The organism is Arthrobacter sp. SLBN-83, assembly GCF_006715285.1.
Taxonomy (GTDB): Bacteria; Actinomycetota; Actinomycetes; order Actinomycetales; family Micrococcaceae; genus Arthrobacter.
Map to the genome: position 1 here is coordinate 3,256,370 of NZ_VFMX01000001.1, position 16,462 is coordinate 3,272,831.

The following is a 16,462-nucleotide window of genomic DNA, read 5'->3' on the forward strand; positions in this document are numbered from 1 at the left end:
GTCGATGTCTGCGCCGGATGGCACAGAGCCCGCATCCGACTGGTCTTCCAGTACATCTTATCCGATAGGTCAATCGAATGGTCTATCGGTTGATGCGCGAAGAGCGACACAAAAGACGGCTGACAGAAGGTCTGCGCCAGGCCCTGGCGATGCCTGGTATCGCCAGGGGGCAGCTGGGCTGGGAGGGATCAACGGAGTTGATCCGGACGGGTGCTCGACGCGTCCCGAGCGCGTCACCCGGTCCCTGGGTGGGCCGGGTCGGGACGGCTTGCTGCGCCCGGACGACGCCGAGCGAGAGAGGGACTGCCAATGACCCGGACGACTGTGCCGACGGACCTGATGCCGCGCTGCCAGATCGCAGACCCGCAGGTGCAGGAGCACCTGCCGTGCCAGCACCACGAGAGCGGCGGCGTGCAGTGCGAGAACCCCGATCCACACACGGACGATCACTGGATCTCGGAGCACACAATTTCCCACGCGCTGGCCGGAAACGGCTACGCCTGCACGGCGTTCGACCCCGCAGAGCCGGCCCGAGCCTTCCAAGGGCCTGTCCAGACCTACACCGAACAGCAGATGGTCGACGCGCTCCTGCGCTGCGCCGCGGATCAGGACAGCCTCCCGCGCAACGACTACATCCGCCGCAGACACGACGACGAACCATCCGCGCCGCTGCTGGAGCGCCGGTTCGGCTCCTGGAATGCAGCCCTGGAGAGAGCGGGCCTGAACACCACCGAGCAGCCGCTGCACTTCCAGGGCGCGACCACGAAGTGGACCGAGGAGATGATCCTCGACGCCCTGCGCGAGTGCTGGATCAAGACCGGCTCCATCGCCGTGCTCGCCTACGAGGCCTGGCGCACCGGCGGCACCGACGGCATTTGCCGGACCCATGTCCCGCCGGCGGCCACCATCCGGTTCCGGATGGGCAGCTGGTCGCGGGCCACGCAGCTCGCCGTGGGATGAGCCGGCGGCTCTGACGCGGGTGGCTGCCATCCCGCTCATCCCACTGACCGCACACAGACCGAAGGACTCCATCATGACGATCGCCCGCCCCCTCCATGACGTCATCGACGACGCACGGCCGTCGGACGCCATCGCACAGCAGATCCAACTGCAGGCCGCCGCTGCGCTCCTGCCCGAACAGGAGTGGTGCGGCGGCTGCACCCCCGGGGACGATCCGGTGCCCGATGTCGAGGGCGGCATCCCTGGCATGCCGCAGGACGTCGTCCTGCGTACGACGGAGCCGCTGCCGCTGCCCGCGGCCTGGAAGGCCGCCTGGGGCCCGGCCCCGCTCTACGACATCGCGTACCTCGCCTGTGGGCACACCGTTGCCCGCCGGGCCTCCTGACCCGGGGCAGGGATGCAGCGACGCAGCGCAGCTGCGCCGGGGGACTCATCGACTGAACCACCGACCAGCGAAGGAGCGTCCCGCTCATGCCCATGACACCACTACAGAGCTGGGCCCTCATCGTGCTGCTCGCCGTCTTTGTGCTCGGGCTCATCTGGCTCTACGCCGAGGCCGAGGCTGCGCTCCGGCGCAGACATACAGACAAGGCGGCAGCACAGCAGCCGCAGGCCGAGGAGGCAGACAGCTCGCTCGTTCCCATTCCTGTACCCACCGCCCGCCCGACCCTTCGTCTCATCCAGGGGCAGGGCCACCAGGGCTCCGCGAGGTCCCGTCGCGGTCCCGCCGAGGTCTACGACTGGGCCCGCCGGGGAATCTAAAGAGACCCCTTCCGGCCCCCCTGGCCTCCTGCGGGGCTGGGTCAAGACTTCATGCGGCCCACTGCCGCACCACGAACAGCCCCGGGCCGTCGCGAGAAGCGCCGGACACACCGTTCCTGCCGCAGCCCGGCAACGAAGCCACGGCGGCCCGGGGTCAACAACCATTCACCTGCCTGTGCAGGCATCGAAAGCGAGAAGAACCATGGACCAGACCATCGCACCGCCCGTCATCAAGCACAGCGTCGCCGTCGACTTCGGCGTCATCGAGCTCACGGGCACCCTGCAGCACGCCGACGCCCAGCGCAGCCTCGTACTCCTGACCGACGAGGCCCCCGAGCGCATCTCGGTGAACCTCGAGGCATATGGCCTCGTAGCCGGCCCGGGGCGAGTGTTCATCAAGGACTGGTCGGAACACGCTGGCCTGGCCGAGCGCCTGCAGGAGGCGGGGCTCGTGCGCATCATGCGCTCCGTGACCGTCGGTCCGTTCGCCTCCACCGCCCACGAGGTCGAGGTCACGCTCTGATGGCCGCGGACACCCATGCGCTGAGCGTCCTGAAGCTGAGCACCGGCCACCTCGAGAAGATCGAGCAGCTCCAGGGACGGATGCTCGCCCTCGGCGAGGAACAGCTGGAGGTCGAGCGCCGCCAGCTCGAGGCCCAGGACACGCAGAACGTCCTCGCCTGGCTGCAGCTGCAGCAGGCCCAGGGGCATGCACCCGACCCGACGCTCGTGGACCTGGTCCGCCGGCGGCTGCGGATCTGAAGCAGACAGGAGAAACGCCATGGACAACATCATCGAGAGCACCGGAGTCCTCATCGCCACTCTTGCCTTCATGATCTGCCTCGCGTGGCTGGGCTGGTTGCTGTTCCGGAGACGGTTCCCGAACCGGGACGGGCAGATCGCGTACCTGGAGGAGGACTACCGGCGGGCCTGCGCGAGCGGAGACGTGGCCGCGGCCGATCAGATCGAGGCTGAACTCTGGGATCTGGGGGCAGCACCGGGCTGGCCTTGGGCCGGGCGTACCGGGTTCGATCAGCGCAGCTGATGCGGGACCCGTGATGCAAGGGCATCTGGGATCAACGCAGTTGATCCGGAAGGAGCACTGAGGAGCGCTCGATCAGCACAGCTGATCCGAGTCTTCATTCGAAAGATCATCGTCTGATCAGCACAGCTGATCCGGATGGGGGTCTGAGAGACAACCGAACACTTCAACTCACCATCGCGCGCGGAGCAGGGACACTGCCCGCGCGTTTCGTGCACAACGAGGAGAAATACTCATGTCGAACCCCCGCAACTCCGCCACCGTCATAGGCCGCCTGACCAAGGACCCGGTCGTCTTCAACAACCAGGACGGCTCCAAGAAGGTCGCGTTCACCCTGATGGCCGACCACAACTACACCGACAGCCATGGCAACCGCGGCGCTGACGCTGTGCCGGTCGAGGCCTTCGTGCGCGCGACCACCAACGGCATCGGCCCGTTCGCGAGCATCCACAAGGGTGACCTCGTGGCCGTGAACCTCAAGCTGCGCCAGGACCGCTACACCAAGAACGGTGTCGAGGTCTTCGAGCTCAAGGCAGTCGTCGAGGACATCACGTTCCTCGAGCCCCGCTCGGTGACCCAGGCCCGCGTGAACGAGCGCGTCGCTGCCGCCGAGGCGCAGAACCAGGCCCTGCAGACCCAGCCGGCTCCGGCTCCCGTCGCAGCCGCTGCCGCACCGCAGCCGGCCGTCGCCAGCGCCGTCCACAGCGAGGAGCTGCCCTTCTCCTGAGAAGCGCGCCCCGCACCCAGCACAACCCACAACTGAATAACAACCGAATAGGCGGCTCACGCACGCCGACAGTCCCCGTCCGAGGAGCCTCGCGCTGCTCGGACGGGGATCTGCTTTCGCTGGCCGCCGTCCTGCCCTGCCCCCAACGTCATCAGCCAAGAGAAGGAGTTCCGCCATGCAGATCGTCGCCGACGCGACCGTCGAGGCCACCGATCACGACCAGGCCCTGCACGCAGGGCTCACCGCCGTCGTCGGCTCGGTGATCACCGACCACCCCGGACCGGATGTCGAGGCCATGGTCGACGACGTCGTCACCGCCGTCATCCAGAAGCTGCGCCTTCACGCCAGCCAGGTCTTCGTCGCCGATCACGGCGGCACCCGCCCCGTGGAGCGCTTCCGCACCGTCACCGGGCGGATGGACCTGGAGGACGAATGAGCCTGGTCCAGCAGCTCGAGCCCGCCGCCGAGGTCCAGCCGGCTGCCGGGCTTCCCGCGGCGGCGCGGATCCTCGCCGAGACGTATCCCCGGATCGTCGACTTCGACCCCAGTGGGATGACGATCGAAGAAGTGCACTACTTCCTCGGTGAGTCGGCTGCCGTCGCCTTCTTCCAGTTCCTGGTCCTCACCAAGCGGTGCAAGGCCGCCGTCGGGATCCGGCGCTGAGAGCTTCCGTGCAGAGCGGTTCGATCCCTCCGTGGCTCCGGCCCCACCAGCGCCCCGCGCGCCCTGCCCTGCCCTCCCGGCAGCAGCGGCGTGGCGGGGCGCTGTCTTTTCGTTCAGGTTTCGTTCGTGGCCTGTGTGGAGGGGATCGGCACAGCCGATCCGGATCTGACGACGAAGGACAACGTCCCCGTCCTGCCACACTTCACTGGAGGTCCGCCATGTCTGGTCTCAGCTGCCCCAACGATGGCGTGCCGATGGAGTCCGACGCCCCCGCCACGGCCCGCGAACGGGCCGGCCGGCGCGGTTGCGCCTGCACCCACACCTGCCCGGAGTGCGGCTACTCCGAGATCCGCTGATCACCACCCATCGACCGAGGAGGGGCCATGTCGACCTCCGTGCAGCACCGTCATCACCGCAACCACGACCACACCCTCACCGGCTTCCTGTCCGCCGTCGCAGCGGTCTTCCAGGAGCTGAACGCCGCCGACGACGCCGACGAGCTCGAGCGCCACGTCGGCTGGGTCTCGCACTCGTGCGAGCCGGACTACCAGGTGCTCGTCGAGCTGATCGGCCCCGCGCCGGGCCTCGCCCTGCAGCTGGTCATCGACCTGGACATCGACTCGACGGTCGCCTCCGCGCAGATCGTCGGCACGGCCGATGACGAGTCGTTCACGACGGACGTCGAGGTCGGAGTCCGGTTCCTGTCCCATCTCGTCGAGCACCACCTCGCGCCAGCGGCCAGGCCGTGCGACGGCTGCACGGCTCCGGACTCCCTGCGGGCACCGACCTGGAAGTGAGTGGCGAACGGCTCCTCGTCCCTTTCCTCACAACCCCTCGCCGGCTCCTTCCCGGAACCGGCCCACGGCGCTCTAGCTCAGCGGCAGAGCACTCGGCGTTCTGACTGCCCGCGGTTCGATTCCGCATCAATCCCTGGTCAGGCAGACCCAGGCTACAGGCCCGTTGCAGGGCGACGCACGAGAGGTCACGGGTTCGATCCCCGTGAGCGCCACAGACCCAGGGTCGTACAGGCCCGCGCGATCCATCAGCTGCACCAGCCAGGAGGGCAATGCCATGACCGACACCATCACCCCCGCCTTCCTCGACATCGTCAAAGACGGCGGTCCTGCGGTCCAGGAGGCTCTGTTGCGCTCGACCGAGCGCCACCGCATCCTCGGCGGCAAGAGCGCCCGGATGCTGCGCCGGGGCGACCGGGTCGCGCTGCGCGACCTGAACCCTGATCTGGATGGCGGCACAGCCGTCGTCCAGCAGGTGCGGCCCTCGGTGGGCAGCACTGTCCACATCCTCACCGTCGGCGGTGAGGCCCACCTCGTCCGCGGCTCGCGCCTCGTGCTCGTCGCCCGCGGACCGGAACAACCCTGACCAGCAAGGAAACCGCCATGTACACCGGACCCATCAGCAACGGCATGCTGCTCGGCATGACGCACAAGGGACGCAGCGCATTGATCCGCGAGCTCAGCCCGGACGTGCGCCGCAAGCTCGCACACATCGCCTCGCTCGGTGCCGAACAGGAGACCAGGAAAGCCGCAGAGCACTTCGACGCTGGCCGGCGTGTCTGGGCCGGTAACAGGCTCGACCACGCCCAGTCACTGAGCCGGCTCGCTGCTGAGCTCACGGGCGAGCCCGACGGCGTCTTCATCGTCGAACCCATCGACTCCGGATCCGTCGCGGCAGGCAACTGATCTCTCTCACTGGACCCCTGGCACCGAGCGCATCGCTCAGGGCCGGGGGTCCTGTCTTTCTCTTTCCGGAACAGCCAGCACAGCTGGCTCGGGCGTGCCCGTGGAGAAGCACGCCTGCCACCCCGGCCAGAGCGCCCGACGACCACTCCAGCAAGGAAACCCCACCATGAAGCGCACCCCCTCCGGATCTGTCTTCGGCGGCCTCATCGCCGCCGTGCTCTGTATCGTCACGCTGACCGGCTGCGAGGACCTGCCGAAGGCCCCCGGCGTCCCGGGTACGCCGTCCACCAGCACTGCGGCAGCCCAGGACCCGGGACAGGTGTCCTCTGGCAAACCGGCGAGCGTGGAGACCAAAGTCATCCGTGTCATCGACGGCGACACCGTCGCCGTGCTGCCGGTGGCCGGCCTGCTCGAGGCGACCGACAAGCATATCGGGATCCCCGAGCACACAGTCAGGCTCCTGGGCATCGACGCGCCCGAAATGAACTATCACAAGGATGCCGAGCCCGAGTGCGGCGCTAGGGCCGCCACTGATCATCTTGGCGGCATCCTGCCGCAGGGCATGCCAGTGACCATCGAGTACGACCCCGGGGCAGACAGAACTGACCGTTATGGCCGTTCTCTCGCCTACGTCATCACACCGGCCCACAACGATGCCGCGCGACAGCAGGTCACCGACGGCTACGCCATGCCCTGGTTCCCCAAGGGCGAGCCGGAGCCCCAGCGGATCCCCGAGTACCGCACGGCGGCTGACAACGCCGTGGCACTGCATGCCGGTGCGCACTCACAGTGCTCCTCCATCGGCCGCGGCTGAGCTGCTGCACTTACAGACTACGAACCAGGAGAACCACATGCCCATCCCTACAGCACCCTCTGAGCTGGACGAACTCCAGGTCGGCGACAAGGTCCTCGTCAAGAGGGTCCTCGACCACCCCGCCTGGATGAAGCAGGTCCCGTGCGATCCCCGCAATGGCTCCACCGCGAAGTACGTCCGCGACCCGCAGGTCGTGGAGGAGCTGGGGGTGAGCTGCGTGATGGACCGCCGGGCGGTACCCGCGATCGCAGCTGCCGGCAACTGGCCAGGACGTGAGGCGCACACGCTGGTCCGCCTGCCCAACGGCTTCTGGTACGACTGCGCCACCGGCCTGCAGGACGGGTCCGGATCCACGCGCATCGAACGCATGCACTGAGCCTGAACAGAGCCCGGCACGGGGGAGAGCCCCTGGTGCCGGGCTCGTCTCTTTCCTGGCGGCTCGTCAGATCGGCACAGCCGATCCGGATCTGGACTCGAAGGAGACACCCGCTCCTTCCTGACCAGAAGGAGCAGCACGATGAGCCACGACGACCACAAGTGCAGCCTGGCCCAGCTGGAGCGGGCGCTCGAGGTGCTCAACGGAAAGCTGAAGCGCCTGGGGCTGAACGCCCCGGTGCAGATCCGTGCGATCGGCGGCTTCGCGCTCATGAAGTACGGCATCCGTGCTGCGGACCGGGCATTCACCGTCGACATCGACAGCGTCACCGGCGATTTCGCGCCAGAGGTCATGGCGGCAATCCATGAGGTGGCCGACGAAATGAACCTGGAGCGCGACTGGATCAACAACGACAACGTGATGGACGGTGACGACGCTGAGCTCGTGGCCTCGATATACCAGGCGCGCTGGATCGACGACGACACAGCGTACGAGTGCATCAGGCTTCAGCTGGCCAGTGTCCCCACGCTGACCCGCGCCAAGATCATCGCCGCGGACACCGCGGAGTTCTCCGGCCGTGCACAGGACCTGCCGGATCTCCTGGAATTGCTCCGATTCCAGGGCATCACCACCGCTGCCCGGTTCGATGCTGCTTACCCGGATCCCTACGACGAATACCCCGCCGCCCGCGAGGCCGTGCACGAGCACTTCGCTGCGGACAGGACGTTCGCCTGAAGAAGACCCCACCGTCAGAGCGCGTGCTCCGGCGGTGGGGTCTCTTTTTTGTGTCCGTGGTTTACTGCTGGCCGGAATCTTCGGAGTTACCTCCGTCGTCGATGTCCTTCAGCCGCTGTTCCAGCCGGGTTGCGTGGGCCTCTTTGACTTTCCGGTAAACCTTGACGCCACCTGCAATGACCAGACCTGCAGCCGCCAAGACCCCCGCGGCGATCAGGTCCTCTGTACGGGCATCCTGCTTGCCTGCGTGGTAGCCCTTGCCATAGACCGCGCTTCCCGCCACGAATCTCTCCCTTTGTTGAATTTTGAACTCCGCCGAAAGCCTATCCCAGGGTGCGTGGAGGGGTTGTGCCGATGCTGCGGATCATCCGCGTTTTGCCGGCGCGGGGTTGGAACCTTCTTGTTGTTCTTCTTCATCTTCGATTCTCAGGTGCAGCCAGTGGTGGTGACAGCGGAGCTGTCACGGAGGAGTCATCGACGAAGGACGGCCTGCAGTGCAGCGCCGTGCCCCACAGGATTCCGAGGAGAACCGCCATGAGCACCATCGCCGCACCCATGCAGGACGCGCTGCCATTCGACTTCGGCTCTGATGTGCTGGTCGTCAGCGCGCCCGTCTACGACGAGCAGGCCCGCCAGGCCGACCGCGAGCTGTGCCAGCGCTACGTCACGGGATGGTGCGGCACGGCGTTCACGGCGGACGGCACACGGGCAGAACGCGCCGAGACCACCTTCGCGGATTTCCAGGCGGCCGCCCGCCGTCTGGCAGAGGGCTGAGGAACCAGCGCAGCTGATCCAGGTCCGGCATCGAACAAACGACTTCATCAAACAGGAGGGGATCACCGTGTCCATTGCCACCACTTCCGAGCCCGACCTCGACGCTGAAGCCCAACGCCTTACCGCCGTCCACCGGCTCGCCACGAGCAAGGCCTTCTACCCGGAGCTGCGGCGTGCCGAGGCTCAGGCCCGGGTCCAGCTCGCCGCCGCCGTCATAGCAATGGACGAGGTCGAGGACCGCATCGCCGCCGGCGAGAAGATCCACTCACTCTACAAGCAGGCTGCAATCGAACGGGCCAAAGACGCCTACGCCCAGGCGCTGGCTGATCTCGTCCGCGGCGAGTCCAGCGTTGAGGCTGACCCGTCGACTTCCCAACCCATGAACCAGGAGCACTGATCACCATGTCCTTCCTCGAGAAGATCGGATTCGTCGAGACCGCCGAGCAGGAGGCCCAGCGCCTCGCGCACTCGCCCGAGGGCTCGGCCAACCACGAACTGTCCAAGCTGCCGGTCACCATCGAGCAGTGGCCCCAGGACCTGCTCATCGAGCTGCCCTGGCACGCCACCGAGCGGGGCTCAGGCCACCGCGTCGTCGTGGTGCCCATCGAATACCGCGGCGAGGCCCGCACCGAGGGCGAGGAAGAACCCCGTCCTCGCAAGCGCCACGCTGGTTGGTGGAACTGCGCGGTCGTCGCCAGCGACCACCCCAGCTACCCGGTCGGCGGTTACCGGCTGAGCATCCCCGCTGCCGAGCTCGCCCGCGGCAAGCGGATCGAGCTCTGAGAGAACACATCCCACGACGAAGGAGCGTGAACCACCATGCCTGACACGATGCAGACCACCGGCCGCCGCGAGCGGATCCTCCGGAGTGTCGGCAGGGCGCTCCTCGTCACGGGGATCGTGCTGAACGTCCTCGCCCTGCTGCCCGCGATCGCAGCCAGCGCCTGGACCGGCCACTGGACGGCGAGCGTGGTGCTCGTGGTCCTGTCCGGTGCTGTCTGGGCTGCTGGACTTCCGGGCCTGAAGACCTGGGCTGCCCGGCTACGCCGTCACAACGACACCCAGCCCAGCCAGCACCAATGACCAGTCGCCCTGCCTGATCCCACCAGAGCCCCGGCTCCTGCGCTCCGGCGCGGGGCCGGGGCTCTCGCTCTGTCTCTGAGGCGGGTCCACGCGCTGCGGGGCAGCGCCTGGTGTTTTGCAACAGCAAGAGAACCATCCCGAACAAAGGAAGAGCCATGACCACCCTGACCACGACGCGTGTCCCGCTCAAGCAAATGGACCCTGCGATGCTCGTGTTCGAACTCGAGCGGGAGATCCAACACCTCATGCCCACGAACACGGAGCTCGTGACCCGCGCAGCTGCGACGGCCTCGTTCCTGCACCGGAAGCAGACCCGCTTCATCAGGGGAGACATGCCTCGCGTGCCGTACATCGAGCATCCGCTGCGCGTGGCGTTGCGCCTCCTGCGCTGGGGCGTCACCGACGCTGAACTGATTGCCGCAGCACTGCTGCATGATGTCGTCGAGGACTGCAGCAAAGAGCTGCTTGCTGCTTTCGGCCAGCCGGGTGAGGATCCCCTGGGCTGTCTGGCGCGGCTGTACGGCCGGCGCGTCTCGGTGCTCGTTGGGGCGGTGACCACTCCTGGCGGGAGCACCTCCTATGAGGAGCACCTCACGCGGCTTGCCAACTCCGGTTCCCGGGCGCTGCTCATCAAGGCCAGCGACCTGAAGGACAACGCCGGTTCGATCCGGCACCAGCTCGGCCACGGCCAGGATTCGCGCATGTACCGCATGCTCTTCAAGTACATGCCGGCCGTCGAGATCGTCGGAGCAGGTCTGCGCCGTTCGCTCTGCTGCCCTGCGACCCAGCAGTGCACCATGGCCGCCATCGCCGCGATGGAAGATCTCAGCCACGATCTCGCAGCCCTGTCGGCCGAGCATGGCATCGATTGACCATCCTGTTGACCTGGATCACCAGCACCGCAAAGACCTCCCTGGCGCAGCATCAGCTGCCGCCGGGGAGGTCTCTTTTTCGCCCGCGCTGTGCCTGCCGGGCGCTACGGCATGTTGTCCATCGGCAGCAAAGAGATGCCGATGAGGTCCACAGCTCCGGTGAGGACTCCGCCGAGCAGGAACACCAGCCCGGAGACCACCATCACGAGCACGGCGAAGACTACAGGTCGGTCCTCGTGCAGCTGCTGGAGCCGTGCGACGATGCCCGAGGGCTTCTCATAGGTCTGACGCTGGTCCTTCTTGGGTCCGTCGTGGGTCTCGTCGTGGTCGGTCATGGTATTGATCCCTCCTGGGGTGGGCTGTGGTCTGTTGTTGGTCGATCAGTGGTCTCTTTCGGGGCTTCCTGTGGTACCGCTCAGCACTGTGAGCGGTACCACAGGAAGCAGTACGCGATCGGCAGCCTGCACGCATCATCTCGATGCCGACCGCAAGCCTCTCAGGACCGGGCCACGAATGCATGATCGTCACGCCGCGGCCTTGCTGCGCTTGCCCTCGGGCTTCTGGACCTCGACGGCCTTCGCCGCCAGGTACAGGCCCTCGCGGTTCAAGTGGCGCGAGTACGCGGCGTCGAGGTAGAGCACCGGGATGCCGCCGGCGGCCTTCTGCAGGACAGGGCGCAGGATCTCCTTGATCGGGCCCGAACCGCCGCCGTAGACGTACACCACCTCGGTGGTGCCGCCGACCTCGGCGAGGACGTCCTCGAAGCGTGCGCCGATCTCCTCGGCCAGGTACTCGGCCTCCTCGTCGACGTAGCCCTTGGCGCGGTCAAACCTGCCCTGGAGGAATACGCTGGGCTCCTGCTGCAGGAAGTCGGCCAGCGCCTTGCGGTTCTTGAACCTCAGGTCCTTGTCTCCGCTGGTGCTCATCCGGTCCAGCGCGTTCGTCAGCGCGGTGCCGTAGCCCTGGTCCAGCGTGCTGGCCGCTTCGGAGTTGAACGCGCCGTCGGTGAAGACGGGGAAGTTCACGGTGCCCTCGCCGACGTCGACGCCGACGGTGTTGCGCACACCGACCAGCAGCTCGGCGGTGACACCCTGCAGGCGCGCGGCCTCCTCGGGGTCCGAGGCCCGAAGATCGTCCAGCAGAGCCTGCGCCAGCGGCGCGCCCTTGTCGGTGATCGCGAACTGCGCGGACGCGCCCTCGGGCAGGACCTGCACATCCTCGAACTGCAGGCGCACGGTGACCGGCGTGGAGAAGTTCTTCACGGTCACCAGGTGCACCGTGGGGTCGGCCGCGCCCAGGAGTCCCACGAACTGGGCAGCGTAGGCGCTGCGGCGCTGCACGTACTCGGCAATCGGCAGAGCCAGGCCTGCGCGCACCGTGGCGCGCAGCTCGCGGTCCGGCAGCGCGCCGTGCTCGCGGACATAGTCGCGCAGGGCCTTGGCGGCGAAGACGCCCAGGACGAGCACCGAGCTCAGTTCCTGGTCGGCCTTCGAGCGGGATCCGACGACCTCGAACTGCGTGAACTTCGACCCAGGGGTGCTCAGTGCCGCGCGGCCGAAGGTGCGCAGGTCCGAGTGCCCGATCAGGGGAGTGGTGAACGAGGCGGCGACGCGGTTGTAGAAGTCGTCCTCCACCACGATCTTGAAGGCATCCGAGTCAGCCTCGGGCACCTTGGGCGTGGAGCGCGAGGTGCTCACCACGGCAGAAGGAAGGTCGATCGTGTCAAAGACCTCCTTGCCGTGGACCTCGCCGCGGATGACGCCCTTGACGTATCCGTTGCCGACGTCGATGCCGCCGGTGAGCTGGATGGTCTTCTCGGCGGTGCGGGTGTTGCTCATGGTTGTGTCCCTCTCGGTCAGGAAGTCGGTGTCTCAGGAAGTGCGGTGCGGATCAGCGGGTGAGGAAGGCGTCCAGCCCCGAAGGGACAGAAGGCTCCTCGGCGGGAACAGGGTGGGGCTCGCGGACAGGAGGCGTGGGCGGCGGCTGAACAGCCTGGGCTGCCTCGACGCGCTGCACGGGCTCTGAAGAAACAGCAACAGGCACGGCAGCCTCGTCACGGCCTTCGCGACTCTCGTGCTGGCTTTCACTCCCGTCACGGCGGTCATCGCCGCGTTCCTCTCCGTCAAGGGCCTCGCTGCGCCCAGGGTCCTGCTCGCCCTGCGGCGGGCGGCCGCGCCGGGGAAGCTGCTCGACGGGACGGTTGACCACGTCGATGTAGCCGTCGCGCTGGATGGACTCGCGGATCAACAGCTGGAGCGAGCGCGAGATGTCGTACTGCTCGTCGAGCCACCGGTTCGTCGACTCGTCGGCCCGCGGGACGCTCCAGCGCAGACGGCGCGGCTCGGCCTTATCGGTCATTGCGAGCACCCCCTTGCGCCCTCGTGCTGATGGACACTGTCCTCGGTCATCGCGGCCCCCTCTCATGCGCGGTCCCCGAGGCGCTACTGCCAGTCGGGGACCTTTCGACTCATTTATCAGTCATCATTCTACTGGTCTTTCAATGGTCTCTGCAAGGACCACGCCAAGACCAGCAAAAGGCCACCAGCAGATCAGGCCTGCGTCACCGTGAGCGACCATGGCCGCGGCGGGACCCGTGGGAGCCGCCGGCAGGACCCGCAGAAGGCCACGGGTCAGCCGGGGAACCAGAAGACACAGGACTCATCAAGGGCTCACCCGGGACCGGCACGCGGTCCGCTGCGGACCAGCAGAAGACCTCGATCAGGCCACGGCACATTGGAGGGCGCTCGGTGGTCCCACACAAAGCACAGAAGCGCCCTCGAAGAGACCAGCAACAGTCCACCGTCGCGAGCCGGACCAGAGCAGACCTGTGAGAGACCATCATGAGACCAGCAGTGCGCCCGAAGCGGCCCCGAGGAGCGCCATCCGGCACTTAATGGTGTCTGAATGGCCTTTCTGGACTCTCTCGGGGCTTGTGTAGGTCTGGTCTGTGTCCCTGTCTGTCCATGCCGGTGCAATGATCTGTCCACTCCGGGACCAGAAGGGGTCCAGCGATGCGGGCCCGGACCGGTACCTGGAACACCCGCCTGCGACACCTCGAGGCAGTCCTGGAGCGAGCGGAGGAGCTATCGGAGCAGGGTGGAGCAGCTGTGGTTGCGCCTGTGGCGTCACCGACCCGCCCGGGGGGGCCGCAAGGAGAGCGGAGGGAAAAGGCGAACTGGGTAGTAGGGCCCCGCATGGAGCGAAAGGGCAAAAACTCCGCTTCCTGAAGAGGCTCACGGGCGGTGGGGGTCTAGAAGGTAAGAACCCGTGAGCCTCTTCAGGAAGCTGCACCTGGTGGGAGACCCGGACGGCTCGGTGACGCTGTGGAAGCGGGGGCTGCCGTTGGATCCAGGGAGGCTTCATGCTTCCCGGGAAAGCTCCTCTTCTGATGCGTCCACGAGGGGCAGGCCGGGCGGTGGCCGTCGAGGACTCGCTGTCGCTCATCCGGGGGTGCAGCTGCCACCAGGAGGGGCAGTCGGCCGGCCCGGAACGGACCCCGGCAAGGAAGCGGTGTGGGCCCGCCTCGGACGCGGTGCGACAGGTGCTGGCGCGACCGCGAAACAGAGCCGGAGTGAGCGCCCGCACACCGGTGCGACGAGCGCACCGACAGATCAGTGCAGTGCTGTGACAGCAGAGTTTTCCACAGCCTGACGCGACAGGTCGCGAGGAGTGGTGGACCGCTGCGCGCCGGGCCTGATGCGCCTGCGGCAGCAGGATCCACCAGGGGGTGCGGACCGGGCTGCGCCCGACGTCGCTGACGCTACATGTGAGGACCCGTACGGGTACCCGCTCGTGCCTCGCGGTGGTGCGGAAGATGCATCCGTACGGCGTTGCAGCGGACGGCAAAAGGGCTGTACAACCAAAAGCCCGTAAATCCAGCGGAAACGACATGACCCGTACACCCGCTGCGCGGATGGAGAGGGGGTGTACGGGTCAAGGGTGTACGGGGCGTTTCCCCTGATATTCCAGGCTTCCGCTAACGCTCCAGCCGTGGAATGGCGAAATGGCGGCAAGAGAGGAAAAGGGCATAAGGGAACCTGGCAACAGCGGTCCTGCGGACCCTCCGCTTCGCTCCGGTCTCTCGCTGCGCTTCGAGACGCTGTTGGTCGGCATAGCCGACAGGTTCCACCGCTCGCTTCGCTCGCCGGTCCGTCAGTCGCTGCGCTCCCTCCGGCTATGCCCAGCGCTGCGCTTGAGTGGAGGACACCCCGCCTGCCCCGCCGCATTTGTCCACAGGTGGACGACGCGGCAAAGGGTGCAGCCAGGCGGTGGATCACCTGGCGCTGCGCACCAGGTTTGTCCGAGGAGGACGGCCCGTCGGCCGGCCCGCTGCGCGGCCCAGTCGGAGCAGTTCCCGACACGGTTCACCAGTAGGCCGTCAGGCCAGCGGAGCTGGCACGGGAGCTGGACCGTACATCGAGTCTCCGCGGACCCCTGGCGGGACCTGCACTCGATGCCCGACACCTGCATCCCGAGAAACAGAAGAGGCATCGTCATGACACACGCCCGGAAGGCATCCAGGTCCGCACGCCGGCCACAGCCGCAGCTCTCGCCCTACGACACCGGAGCAAGGTGCGAGGCCAAGCCGTGGATCCCCTACGGAGAGCGAGTCACTGAGGCGACTCCGGCGGAGAGCTTTGGCAAGGTCGACTTCGACGATGAAGAGAGCGGCACGGTCTGCGTCGCCTACCTCGAGCGCGACAAGGACGGTGGATACACCCTTCACGTCGCACCGCTCAGCGAGGACCGGAAGGTCCGGGTGGCAATCCATTACGAACGCGGCGGTGCCAGGGTCAACAGTGCCCAGGCGTCGGCAGCTGCCGCGTAGTGACCTGCCGACTGAGAAGGAACACCGGGAATCATTCCGGAAAACATTGCGGCGAAAGAGGACGCGAATGATGCAGCGACAGACGAGTATCACAATCCGGACTGCCACCGCGGCGGCCTCGGCGGGATCTATGCCGATGACCAAGATGACCAGCCGGGAGGCATCACGATGACCAGTGGATTCAGCCATGCCCTGCTCGTGACCGGTTCCCGGACCTGGGACGCCGCGGAGGCCATGAAGGCGGCTTTGAACGAGGCCTGGAGAGCCTGGGGACCGTCTGCGGTCGCCCGACCCGTGCTCCTCTCAGGGCACTGTCCCAAGGGTGCTGACGCCATGGCCGAGCGGCTGTGGCGGGCTGCCGGCTTCGAAGTAATTGAGTTCCCGGCCGACTGGAGCGCTGAGCCCAAGGCGGCGGGCTTCACCCGGAACCAACGGATGGTCGATGCCCTCGTCGCCATGCGCGCCGGGGGAGCGGAGGTCCGTGTCGCCGCCTTCCTGGACCTTTGCAGCAAGTGCGACCAACGCACCGGCCAGCAGCAGCTGATGCCCGGAACGCCAGGGCACTTCTCACATGGCACCGTGCACGCCCGCTCCCGCGCCCTGGCTGCAAGCATCGAGGTCGAAGACATCATCCACCCGCGCCTGCCTCCGTTCTGACAAGTGCACACCCCGGAGATGACAACAGCCCTGCAGCTGGTGCTGCAGGGCTGTTGATCCTTGATTCGAATAGGTGGCCGGAAATCTCTCCGGTATGGCCCGAAAGACTGCGGAAAGGGTGGGGCTAGAGAGTCCGCTCGATGCCGTGTGCCTCATCGTGGGCCTTCATGACAGCTTTCGGAATGCGACCAAACTCGGGCACTTCATGACCGTTCTCGCGCGCCCACTTACGGATCTCCTCACGTTCCTCGGGCGTCGTCTCGGGCACGAGTCGCTTCTTCTCGCCCTTCTTAGTGGCCTTTCGACCCTTACTGATGTATTCCTTGAGATTCTTCTCAAGCTCTTTGCGCTCTTCGTCGGTCAGGTCTATCTCGAACCAGGTGTCGCCCAGTCCGAAGGTGACTGTGGCAGCATCCGGCTTGCCACTGATGTCCGACTCCACAATATTTCGAATAGCCATGTCTTGAAT

General features: G+C 66.8%; 28 protein-coding genes and 1 tRNA gene. 24 read left to right on the forward strand and 5 right to left on the reverse strand.

What is annotated here, in order from left to right:
• Positions 1 to 309 precede the first annotated feature (309 nt).
• The 17 genes from FBY30_RS15175 (at position 310) to FBY30_RS15245 (ending at position 7,779) form a co-directional block, all read left to right on the forward strand.
• A complete protein-coding gene (locus FBY30_RS15175) occupies positions 310 to 960 on the forward strand; it encodes a homing endonuclease associated repeat-containing protein (protein WP_142133550.1) in 651 nt (216 codons plus the stop codon).
• 73 nt (positions 961 to 1,033) lie between these two features.
• Positions 1,034 to 1,345 carry a hypothetical protein gene (locus tag FBY30_RS15180; RefSeq protein ID WP_056387641.1) on the forward strand — a complete coding sequence of 104 codons (312 nt, stop codon included), beginning with the start codon at positions 1,034 to 1,036 and terminating at the stop codon, positions 1,343 to 1,345.
• Positions 1,346 to 1,431: 86 nt separating this feature from the next.
• Complete coding sequence (locus FBY30_RS15185; RefSeq protein WP_056387639.1) at positions 1,432 to 1,722, forward strand: hypothetical protein; 291 nt, start codon at positions 1,432 to 1,434, stop codon at positions 1,720 to 1,722.
• Between the two features lie 175 nt (positions 1,723 to 1,897).
• Entirely contained in the window at positions 1,898 to 2,245 is a 348-nt protein-coding gene (locus tag FBY30_RS15190) for a hypothetical protein (protein ID WP_142133551.1), read from the forward strand.
• Positions 2,245 to 2,484, forward strand: coding sequence for a hypothetical protein (locus FBY30_RS15195; protein ID WP_056387635.1), 240 nt, complete (start codon positions 2,245 to 2,247; stop codon positions 2,482 to 2,484). Before FBY30_RS15190 ends, FBY30_RS15195 begins: the two co-directional genes overlap by 1 nt.
• 19 nt (positions 2,485 to 2,503) lie before the next feature.
• Entirely contained in the window at positions 2,504 to 2,767 is a 264-nt protein-coding gene (locus FBY30_RS15200; protein WP_142133552.1) for a hypothetical protein, read from the forward strand.
• Between the two features lie 232 nt (positions 2,768 to 2,999).
• The gene (locus tag FBY30_RS15205; RefSeq protein WP_056387630.1) at positions 3,000 to 3,491 is read left to right on the forward strand and encodes a single-stranded DNA-binding protein; all 492 of its coding nucleotides are present in this window, start codon (positions 3,000 to 3,002) and stop codon (positions 3,489 to 3,491) included.
• Between the two features lie 175 nt (positions 3,492 to 3,666).
• Positions 3,667 to 3,927 carry a hypothetical protein gene (locus FBY30_RS15210; protein ID WP_056387628.1) on the forward strand — a complete coding sequence of 87 codons (261 nt, stop codon included), beginning with the start codon at positions 3,667 to 3,669 and terminating at the stop codon, positions 3,925 to 3,927.
• Complete coding sequence (locus FBY30_RS15215; RefSeq protein WP_056387625.1) at positions 3,924 to 4,154, forward strand: hypothetical protein; 231 nt, start codon at positions 3,924 to 3,926, stop codon at positions 4,152 to 4,154. The genes FBY30_RS15210 and FBY30_RS15215 overlap by 4 nt, the downstream gene beginning before the upstream one ends.
• A gap of 218 nt (positions 4,155 to 4,372) precedes the next feature.
• Positions 4,373 to 4,510, forward strand: coding sequence for a hypothetical protein (locus FBY30_RS20700; RefSeq protein WP_156400144.1), 138 nt, complete (start codon positions 4,373 to 4,375; stop codon positions 4,508 to 4,510).
• A gap of 27 nt (positions 4,511 to 4,537) precedes the next feature.
• Positions 4,538 to 4,951 carry a hypothetical protein gene (locus FBY30_RS15220; RefSeq protein WP_056387620.1) on the forward strand — a complete coding sequence of 138 codons (414 nt, stop codon included), beginning with the start codon at positions 4,538 to 4,540 and terminating at the stop codon, positions 4,949 to 4,951.
• Positions 4,952 to 5,017: 66 nt separating this feature from the next.
• Positions 5,018 to 5,163, forward strand: a tRNA-OTHER gene (locus FBY30_RS20705).
• A 62-nt stretch (positions 5,164 to 5,225) separates the two neighbouring features.
• Positions 5,226 to 5,534: a hypothetical protein gene (locus FBY30_RS15225; RefSeq protein WP_056387617.1), complete on the forward strand. Its 309-nt coding sequence runs from the start codon at positions 5,226 to 5,228 to the stop codon at positions 5,532 to 5,534.
• Positions 5,535 to 5,551: 17 nt separating this feature from the next.
• Positions 5,552 to 5,854, forward strand: coding sequence for a hypothetical protein (locus FBY30_RS15230; RefSeq protein WP_056387614.1), 303 nt, complete (start codon positions 5,552 to 5,554; stop codon positions 5,852 to 5,854).
• A 166-nt stretch (positions 5,855 to 6,020) separates the two neighbouring features.
• Entirely contained in the window at positions 6,021 to 6,668 is a 648-nt protein-coding gene (locus tag FBY30_RS15235) for a thermonuclease family protein (protein WP_142133553.1), read from the forward strand.
• A 37-nt stretch (positions 6,669 to 6,705) separates the two neighbouring features.
• Positions 6,706 to 7,044: a hypothetical protein gene (locus tag FBY30_RS15240; protein ID WP_056387609.1), complete on the forward strand. Its 339-nt coding sequence runs from the start codon at positions 6,706 to 6,708 to the stop codon at positions 7,042 to 7,044.
• A 141-nt stretch (positions 7,045 to 7,185) separates the two neighbouring features.
• Positions 7,186 to 7,779, forward strand: coding sequence for a hypothetical protein (locus FBY30_RS15245; protein ID WP_056387607.1), 594 nt, complete (start codon positions 7,186 to 7,188; stop codon positions 7,777 to 7,779).
• A 61-nt stretch (positions 7,780 to 7,840) separates the two neighbouring features.
• On the opposite strand, the gene FBY30_RS15250 is transcribed toward FBY30_RS15245, so the two are convergent.
• Positions 7,841 to 8,062, reverse strand: a complete 222-nt coding sequence (locus FBY30_RS15250; protein WP_056387604.1) for a hypothetical protein — start codon at positions 8,060 to 8,062, stop codon at positions 7,841 to 7,843.
• 251 nt (positions 8,063 to 8,313) lie between these two features.
• On the opposite strand from FBY30_RS15250, the gene FBY30_RS15255 reads away from it, so the two are divergent.
• The 5 genes from FBY30_RS15255 (at position 8,314) to FBY30_RS15275 (ending at position 10,508) form a co-directional block, all read left to right on the forward strand.
• Positions 8,314 to 8,553, forward strand: coding sequence for a hypothetical protein (locus FBY30_RS15255; protein ID WP_056387601.1), 240 nt, complete (start codon positions 8,314 to 8,316; stop codon positions 8,551 to 8,553).
• A gap of 67 nt (positions 8,554 to 8,620) precedes the next feature.
• Positions 8,621 to 8,950: a hypothetical protein gene (locus FBY30_RS15260; protein ID WP_142133554.1), complete on the forward strand. Its 330-nt coding sequence runs from the start codon at positions 8,621 to 8,623 to the stop codon at positions 8,948 to 8,950.
• A gap of 5 nt (positions 8,951 to 8,955) precedes the next feature.
• Entirely contained in the window at positions 8,956 to 9,336 is a 381-nt protein-coding gene (locus tag FBY30_RS15265; RefSeq protein WP_142133555.1) for a hypothetical protein, read from the forward strand.
• Between the two features lie 36 nt (positions 9,337 to 9,372).
• Entirely contained in the window at positions 9,373 to 9,636 is a 264-nt protein-coding gene (locus FBY30_RS15270; protein ID WP_056387596.1) for a hypothetical protein, read from the forward strand.
• A gap of 155 nt (positions 9,637 to 9,791) precedes the next feature.
• Positions 9,792 to 10,508, forward strand: a complete 717-nt coding sequence (locus FBY30_RS15275) for an HD domain-containing protein (protein ID WP_142133556.1) — start codon at positions 9,792 to 9,794, stop codon at positions 10,506 to 10,508.
• 104 nt (positions 10,509 to 10,612) lie between these two features.
• Here the strand turns inward: FBY30_RS15275 and FBY30_RS15280 are convergent, their stop codons facing one another.
• From FBY30_RS15280 to FBY30_RS15290, 3 genes are all read right to left on the reverse strand, one after another.
• Positions 10,613 to 10,843, reverse strand: a complete 231-nt coding sequence (locus FBY30_RS15280) for a hypothetical protein (protein ID WP_056387591.1) — start codon at positions 10,841 to 10,843, stop codon at positions 10,613 to 10,615.
• Positions 10,844 to 11,032: 189 nt separating this feature from the next.
• Positions 11,033 to 12,346, reverse strand: coding sequence for a hypothetical protein (locus FBY30_RS15285; protein WP_056387588.1), 1,314 nt, complete (start codon positions 12,344 to 12,346; stop codon positions 11,033 to 11,035).
• A gap of 52 nt (positions 12,347 to 12,398) precedes the next feature.
• A complete protein-coding gene (locus FBY30_RS15290; RefSeq protein ID WP_056387585.1) occupies positions 12,399 to 12,866 on the reverse strand; it encodes a hypothetical protein in 468 nt (155 codons plus the stop codon).
• 2,137 nt (positions 12,867 to 15,003) lie between these two features.
• Here FBY30_RS15290 and FBY30_RS15295 point away from each other — a divergent pair.
• Together FBY30_RS15295 and FBY30_RS15300 are read left to right on the forward strand one after the other, a co-directional pair.
• On the forward strand, positions 15,004 to 15,336 hold the full coding sequence (locus FBY30_RS15295; protein WP_056387581.1) for a hypothetical protein: 333 nt from the start codon (positions 15,004 to 15,006) through the stop codon (positions 15,334 to 15,336).
• 168 nt (positions 15,337 to 15,504) lie between these two features.
• Positions 15,505 to 15,993, forward strand: coding sequence for an SLOG family protein (locus FBY30_RS15300; protein WP_056387577.1), 489 nt, complete (start codon positions 15,505 to 15,507; stop codon positions 15,991 to 15,993).
• 124 nt (positions 15,994 to 16,117) lie between these two features.
• On the opposite strand, the gene FBY30_RS15305 is transcribed toward FBY30_RS15300, so the two are convergent.
• Positions 16,118 to 16,453 (reverse strand): histone-like nucleoid-structuring protein Lsr2, encoded by a 336-nt coding sequence (locus FBY30_RS15305; protein ID WP_056387574.1) that lies wholly within the window; start codon positions 16,451 to 16,453, stop codon positions 16,118 to 16,120.
• Positions 16,454 to 16,462: the final 9 nt, after the last annotated feature.

Excerpts from the sequence above, each read along its gene's own strand:
- FBY30_RS15175 (WP_142133550.1), top strand. The coding sequence starts at position 310 with ATGACCCGGACGACTGTGCCGACGGACCTGATGCCGCGCTGCCAGATC.
- FBY30_RS15180 (WP_056387641.1), top strand. The coding sequence starts at position 1,034 with ATGACGATCGCCCGCCCCCTCCATGACGTCATCGACGACGCACGGCCG.
- FBY30_RS15185 (WP_056387639.1), top strand. The coding sequence starts at position 1,432 with ATGCCCATGACACCACTACAGAGCTGGGCCCTCATCGTGCTGCTCGCC.
- FBY30_RS15195 (WP_056387635.1), top strand. The coding sequence starts at position 2,245 with ATGGCCGCGGACACCCATGCGCTGAGCGTCCTGAAGCTGAGCACCGGC.
- FBY30_RS15200 (WP_142133552.1), top strand. The coding sequence starts at position 2,504 with ATGGACAACATCATCGAGAGCACCGGAGTCCTCATCGCCACTCTTGCC.
- FBY30_RS15205 (WP_056387630.1), top strand. The coding sequence starts at position 3,000 with ATGTCGAACCCCCGCAACTCCGCCACCGTCATAGGCCGCCTGACCAAG.
- FBY30_RS15210 (WP_056387628.1), top strand. The coding sequence starts at position 3,667 with ATGCAGATCGTCGCCGACGCGACCGTCGAGGCCACCGATCACGACCAG.
- FBY30_RS15215 (WP_056387625.1), top strand. The coding sequence starts at position 3,924 with ATGAGCCTGGTCCAGCAGCTCGAGCCCGCCGCCGAGGTCCAGCCGGCT.
- FBY30_RS20700 (WP_156400144.1), top strand. The coding sequence starts at position 4,373 with ATGTCTGGTCTCAGCTGCCCCAACGATGGCGTGCCGATGGAGTCCGAC.
- FBY30_RS15220 (WP_056387620.1), top strand. The coding sequence starts at position 4,538 with ATGTCGACCTCCGTGCAGCACCGTCATCACCGCAACCACGACCACACC.
- FBY30_RS15225 (WP_056387617.1), top strand. The coding sequence starts at position 5,226 with ATGACCGACACCATCACCCCCGCCTTCCTCGACATCGTCAAAGACGGC.
- FBY30_RS15230 (WP_056387614.1), top strand. The coding sequence starts at position 5,552 with ATGTACACCGGACCCATCAGCAACGGCATGCTGCTCGGCATGACGCAC.
- FBY30_RS15235 (WP_142133553.1), top strand. The coding sequence starts at position 6,021 with ATGAAGCGCACCCCCTCCGGATCTGTCTTCGGCGGCCTCATCGCCGCC.
- FBY30_RS15240 (WP_056387609.1), top strand. The coding sequence starts at position 6,706 with ATGCCCATCCCTACAGCACCCTCTGAGCTGGACGAACTCCAGGTCGGC.
- FBY30_RS15245 (WP_056387607.1), top strand. The coding sequence starts at position 7,186 with ATGAGCCACGACGACCACAAGTGCAGCCTGGCCCAGCTGGAGCGGGCG.
- FBY30_RS15255 (WP_056387601.1), top strand. The coding sequence starts at position 8,314 with ATGAGCACCATCGCCGCACCCATGCAGGACGCGCTGCCATTCGACTTC.
- FBY30_RS15265 (WP_142133555.1), top strand. The coding sequence starts at position 8,956 with ATGTCCTTCCTCGAGAAGATCGGATTCGTCGAGACCGCCGAGCAGGAG.
- FBY30_RS15270 (WP_056387596.1), top strand. The coding sequence starts at position 9,373 with ATGCCTGACACGATGCAGACCACCGGCCGCCGCGAGCGGATCCTCCGG.
- FBY30_RS15275 (WP_142133556.1), top strand. The coding sequence starts at position 9,792 with ATGACCACCCTGACCACGACGCGTGTCCCGCTCAAGCAAATGGACCCT.
- FBY30_RS15280 (WP_056387591.1), bottom strand. The coding sequence starts at position 10,843 with ATGACCGACCACGACGAGACCCACGACGGACCCAAGAAGGACCAGCGT.
- FBY30_RS15285 (WP_056387588.1), bottom strand. The coding sequence starts at position 12,346 with ATGAGCAACACCCGCACCGCCGAGAAGACCATCCAGCTCACCGGCGGC.
- FBY30_RS15290 (WP_056387585.1), bottom strand. The coding sequence starts at position 12,866 with ATGACCGATAAGGCCGAGCCGCGCCGTCTGCGCTGGAGCGTCCCGCGG.
- FBY30_RS15295 (WP_056387581.1), top strand. The coding sequence starts at position 15,004 with ATGACACACGCCCGGAAGGCATCCAGGTCCGCACGCCGGCCACAGCCG.
- FBY30_RS15300 (WP_056387577.1), top strand. The coding sequence starts at position 15,505 with ATGACCAGTGGATTCAGCCATGCCCTGCTCGTGACCGGTTCCCGGACC.
- FBY30_RS15305 (WP_056387574.1), bottom strand. The coding sequence starts at position 16,453 with ATGGCTATTCGAAATATTGTGGAGTCGGACATCAGTGGCAAGCCGGAT.